The organism is Congregibacter sp., assembly GCF_965660375.1.
Classification (GTDB): domain Bacteria; phylum Pseudomonadota; class Gammaproteobacteria; order Pseudomonadales; family Halieaceae; genus Congregibacter.
This window is the reverse complement of the sequence record NZ_CBFHZO010000110.1, coordinates 1-4,124: the sequence shown is the minus strand read 5'-3', so window position 1 is coordinate 4,124 and position 4,124 is coordinate 1. Positions and strand designations below refer to the sequence as shown.

At 58.6% G+C, this 4,124-nt stretch carries 6 protein-coding genes and 1 pseudogene; all 7 read left to right on the top strand.

Going from position 1 to position 4,124, the window contains the following annotated elements; genetic code table 11:
- Positions 1 to 429, top strand: a pseudogene (locus ACTG3T_RS10745) (bifunctional 3,4-dihydroxy-2-butanone-4-phosphate synthase/GTP cyclohydrolase II); the annotation flags it as partial.
- Between the two features lie 58 nt (positions 430 to 487).
- A complete protein-coding gene (gene ribH / locus ACTG3T_RS10740) occupies positions 488 to 961 on the top strand; it encodes a 6,7-dimethyl-8-ribityllumazine synthase (protein ID WP_439102272.1) in 474 nt (157 codons plus the stop codon).
- Position 962: 1 nt separating this feature from the next.
- A complete protein-coding gene (nusB, locus tag ACTG3T_RS10735; protein WP_439102271.1) occupies positions 963 to 1,415 on the top strand; it encodes a transcription antitermination factor NusB in 453 nt (150 codons plus the stop codon).
- Complete coding sequence (gene thiL, locus ACTG3T_RS10730) at positions 1,402 to 2,334, top strand: thiamine-phosphate kinase (RefSeq protein ID WP_439102270.1); 933 nt, start codon at positions 1,402 to 1,404, stop codon at positions 2,332 to 2,334. Before nusB ends, thiL begins: the two co-directional genes overlap by 14 nt.
- A gap of 15 nt (positions 2,335 to 2,349) precedes the next feature.
- Complete coding sequence (locus tag ACTG3T_RS10725; RefSeq protein WP_439102269.1) at positions 2,350 to 2,832, top strand: phosphatidylglycerophosphatase A family protein; 483 nt, start codon at positions 2,350 to 2,352, stop codon at positions 2,830 to 2,832.
- Positions 2,829 to 3,467, top strand: coding sequence for a retropepsin-like aspartic protease family protein (locus tag ACTG3T_RS10720; protein WP_439102268.1), 639 nt, complete (start codon positions 2,829 to 2,831; stop codon positions 3,465 to 3,467). The genes ACTG3T_RS10725 and ACTG3T_RS10720 overlap by 4 nt, the downstream gene beginning before the upstream one ends.
- 85 nt (positions 3,468 to 3,552) lie before the next feature.
- Positions 3,553 to 4,124: GTP cyclohydrolase II (gene ribA, locus ACTG3T_RS10715; protein WP_439102267.1), on the top strand; the 572-nt coding region annotated here is incomplete at its 3' end.

Below are 4,124 nucleotides of genomic sequence, written 5' to 3'. Positions count from 1 at the left end.
GGGCTGCATATTGCCCTGAGTCTTGGGGACATCAGCGCCGCAGAGCCGACTCTGGTGCGGGTGCATGCAACGTCTACCCTGCGAGATCTCCTGGGCAGCGACGTAGAGGGACAGGTCGGTTGGAGTGTCCAGCGGAGTCTTGCCGCGATTGCCAAAAGCGGTTCCGGAGTCCTCGTGTTACTCGGCCGTAGCGAAACAGACGAGCAGCTACTACATAGTGTGGATTTGGCGCTGGGCGATATCGAGCCCCGGGACCCAAAGGCAGGGGACAGCTACAACACCGTGGGCGTGGGATCTCAAATTCTGCGTGAGCTTGGGGTGGGCAAGATTCGCCTTATGGGCGCACCGATCAAGTACAATGCGATATCGGGATTTGGTCTTGAGGTGATTGATTATCTTGAGCCCGCAGTGTCAAAAGAAATTATTTAAACGCCAGAGAGAGCCGTCTTTGGTAGAACTGGCGGTCAAAAAGTGAGACGAGCAGACCATGAGTAGCTTAAAAACCATCGAAGGGACAATGACCCATACTTCAGGGCGTTACGCCCTTCTCGTGGGTCGCTGGAACAGTTTTGTCGTGGAGCATTTGCTCGAGGGCGCTGTGGACACACTGAAGCGTCATGGCGTTGCGCCCGAGCAAATTACTGTTATCCGCGTGCCCGGTGCCTTTGAAATTCCTCTGGCCTGTCAGCGCCTGGCCAAATCTGGAAACTACGATGCCATTGTGGCCCTGGGCGCCGTGATTCGCGGCGGGACACCGCACTTCGAGCACGTTGCCGGTGAGTGCACGAAAGGCATTGCCCAGGTGAGTCTTAACCACGATATTCCCATTGCCTTCGGTGTGCTGACGGTCGACAGTATAGAGCAGGCTATTGAGCGCTCCGGCACCAAGGCCGGCAACAAAGGCGTGGAAGCCGCACTGTCCGTACTGGAAATGGTCAGTCTGCTCGGTCAGCTCGACTGAGGTGTCAAAACAGGCTCAACAGGAACTGGTAGCCCGACGCAGAAAGGCGCGCCATTACGCGCTCCAGGCTTTGTACCAGTGGCATATGGCCGGAGCCACCGCCACCGACATCGAAGCTGAATTCCGCACTGACTATGACTTTTCGGTTGTGGATCTGGAATATTTTCAGGCCCTGATTCATGGTGTTCCTCCCCTGGTGGAGGAGCTCGACAGCCTTTTGAAGCCCTTGCTGGACAGGGAAATCCGCGAGCTCGATCCCATAGAGTGCTCCCTGTTACGCATGGGTGGTTTTGAACTTCGCGACCGCATCGACGTACCCTACCGTGTGGTGATTAACGAGTCGGTGGCCCTGGCCAAAAAATTTGGCGCCGCGGAGAGCCACAAGTACATCAACGGTGTGCTCGACAAGTTGGCACGACAGCTGCGTGGTCCTGAGGTCAGTGCCGGACGCTAAACAGCCGCGCGACGAGTTCAGCCTCATCGCGCGCTACCTCAGCGAGATGGACAAAGGGCCCGCCGTCGTTCTTGGAAACGGCGATGACGGTGCCGTTCTTCGCTTGAATGCTGGCGAGGAACTGGTGGTCTCCGTGGATAGCATGCTCGAGGGCGTGCACTTTCCCTTCAACTCTCCTCCCTCTGAATTGGCCTACCGCGCCGTGGCGGCCGCTACCAGCGATCTCGCCGCCATGGGGGCCCGACCTATCGCTATGACCCTTGCTCTGACGATTCCCGGTGCTGAGGAAGCCTGGCTGCGTGACCTGCGCTCTGGGTTGAGCGACGCCGCTGCCGATTTTTCACTGCCTTTAGTCGGCGGGGATTTAACCCGGGGTGCTCTCGCTCTGAGTGTACAGGTCATGGGTGCTGTTCCCTCGGGAGAGGCTGTTCGCCGTGACGGTGCCAGGCCCGGGGACATTGTTTGTGTCAGCGGCCCACTGGGTGATGCGGCAGGGGGGCTTGCGCTTATTGAGGGGCGTGCTGCCGGGGACGAGCGGGTTGATGAAGCATTGCGGGCGCGCTTTTGGAGACCCATGCCCGCTCTGGATCTGGGCATCTATTTGCGGGGAAAGGCGACGGCTGCCGTGGATGTGTCCGATGGACTTCTCGCAGATCTTGGGCACATCGCCGAGGCGAGCAACGTCGCAGCGTTTGTGGATCCTGCGCGTGTGCCTCTCTCGGAGGCATTGAAATCTGTAACGTCGGAGGAGCAGGCTCTTGCCTGGGCGCTGGGCGGCGGTGAAGACTATTGCCTGTGTTTCACACTGCCAGAATCCTTAGATGTTCCACCGGGGTGCATCGCTATAGGCTGCGTTGAGAGCGGCGCCGGTGTACGCTGTGATGCTGTCGTTGCAGCGGGTGGATATCGTCATTTTTAGCTTGGATTTGCGACCATGAGTGCACTGCCCCGTCCGAATCTTGCGGATCTCGCGCAGTTCCTGGCTTTTGGCCTCGGGTCGGGGCTCGCGCCAAGAGCGCCGGGCACCGTGGGGACCCTGGCTGCGCTGCCTTTTTATGGGGTCATGGCAACCCAGTCTTTGCTGGTTTACAGCGGGATTGTGCTGCTCGCCGCCCTCGTCGGCGTGTGGATCTGCGATCGGGCCAGCAAGGCACTGAATGTTCACGATCATCCGGGCATAGTGTGGGACGAATTTGTGGGGCTTTGGATAGCCCTGTGGGCCGTGCCCGTAGAGCCTCTATGGATACTTGCGGGCTTCCTGGTTTTTCGTCTCTTCGATATTGCAAAGCCCTGGCCCATAGGTTGGCTGGACCGGCATGCCCGCGGCGGCTTTGGCATTATGATTGATGACGTTGTAGCCGGCATGCTGGCCTGTGGGGTACTTCACTTGGCACTGCGCATGGGGGTTGGTCAGTGATAGGTCGAGTACTGTCGCTACCGTTGTTGTTGTCTCTGGTTTGCTTGTCGACTTCCGCGGCGGAGATACAGGTAGAGGCACTGCTGCCCGGTCTTGCCGTCATGCAGATTGACGGTCGTAGGGTGACCTTGCGGGAGGGTCAGAGCGAGGGTGGTGTAACCCTTCTGTCATCTGACGCGCAGTCCGCTTTGGTAGAGATCGGGGGAAAACAGCAGCGCCTCCGCGTTTCGCAGCGCATCAGCGGTCAGTTCAGTGCCCCGGCTGAGCGCAGTATCACCATCCCCCGCAATGACCAGATGCAATATGTCACCAACGCAGAGATTAACAACATTCGTCTCTCGGTGATTGTAGATACCGGCGCAAACATTATCGCTCTGAATCGCCGCGACGCTCGCTCTGTGGGCATTGCTGATGACGAGGGTGTGGCTGCGCGAGTACAAACTGCTGGATCCATAGTCCCCGCGCGACGGGTTTTGCTGGACGCGGTTACCGTGGGCGGCATTCGCATAGAGGGGGTCGCTGCAACGGTGATCGATGGGGATCAGCCCTCCGTTGCCCTGTTGGGAATGAGCTTTTTGCAGCACGTGGATATCGAGGAGCAGGGCGGTATCTTGACGCTGAAGGCGCGGTGGTGAGAGCTCTGCGATTGCTCTTTTATCGGTTCGTGAGGCTCCCGAGCTCTGGTAGACTAGCGCGCCTCCGTAATGACTGGATGGTTCTGTGTCCGTAAAATTTGTAGAGGCATCCCGCCTGCCCACCGACTGGGCCGTGTTTACCATGCACGGGTTCGAGGACGTGACGGCGAACAAGGAGCATCTGGTGCTCACCCTGGGTGATGTGTCCACAGACGAGCCTGTGCTCACACGCGTGCATTCTGAGTGCTTGACGGGCGACACGCTCTTCAGCTTGCGCTGTGACTGCGGCAATCAACTTCAGGCAGCGCTCCGTGCCATTGCCCACGAGGGTCGGGGTGCGCTGCTTTATCTGCGGCAAGAAGGTCGGGGCATCGGCTTGCTGAACAAGATCAAGGCTTACAAGCTGCAAGATGAGGGTGCGGATACCGTCCAGGCGAATGAGCAGCTGGGTTTTGGCGCGGATATGCGTGACTACACCATCGTACAGCCCATGTTTGCGCATTTGCAGATCAGCAAGGTGCGGCTCATGACCAACAATCCCCGCAAAGTCTCGGCACTGACGGAACTGGGGATTGAGGTTATGGAGCGCGTCGCACTCCAATGCGATAGCAACCCTCACAACGAAAAGTATTTACAGACCAAAGGAGCTAAGCTCGG

What these genes read in the sequence shown, in the direction of transcription:
- ACTG3T_RS10725 (WP_439102269.1), top strand. Translation starts at nt 2,350, where the DNA reads ATGAGTGCACTGCCCCGTCCGAATCTTGCGGATCTCGCGCAGTTCCTG.
- ribH (WP_439102272.1), top strand. Translation starts at nt 488, where the DNA reads ATGAGTAGCTTAAAAACCATCGAAGGGACAATGACCCATACTTCAGGG.